This is a genomic window from Escherichia sp. AM3, assembly GCF_032029835.1.
GTDB classification, from domain to species: Bacteria; Pseudomonadota; Gammaproteobacteria; order Enterobacterales; family Enterobacteriaceae; genus Escherichia; species Escherichia coli.
Genome location: NZ_JAVUPQ010001332.1, coordinates 1 through 233, shown reverse-complemented (window position 1 = coordinate 233; position 233 = coordinate 1). Strand labels below are relative to the sequence as shown.

Sequence of the window (233 nt, the reverse complement as noted above, 5' to 3'; positions counted from 1 at the left end):
AGCGTGTAGCGCTGGTTGCTAAAATCGGTGAGAACATCAACATCCGTCGCGTTTCTTCCCTGGAAGGCGATGTTCTGGGCTCTTACCAGCACGGCGCGCGTATCGGTGTTCTGGTTGCGGCTAAAGGCGCTGACGAAGAGCTGGTTAAACAGCTGGCAATGCACATCGCTGCAAGCAAACCAGAATTCGTTAAGCCAGAAGACGTGTCTGCTGAAGTGGTAGAGAAAGAGTAC

Annotated in this window: 1 pseudogene; it reads left to right on the top strand. The window is 52.8% G+C overall.

Annotation, left to right across the window (positions count from 1 at the left end):
• A pseudogene (gene tsf / locus RTW80_RS30930) lies at positions 1 to 233 on the top strand (elongation factor Ts); the annotation flags it as partial.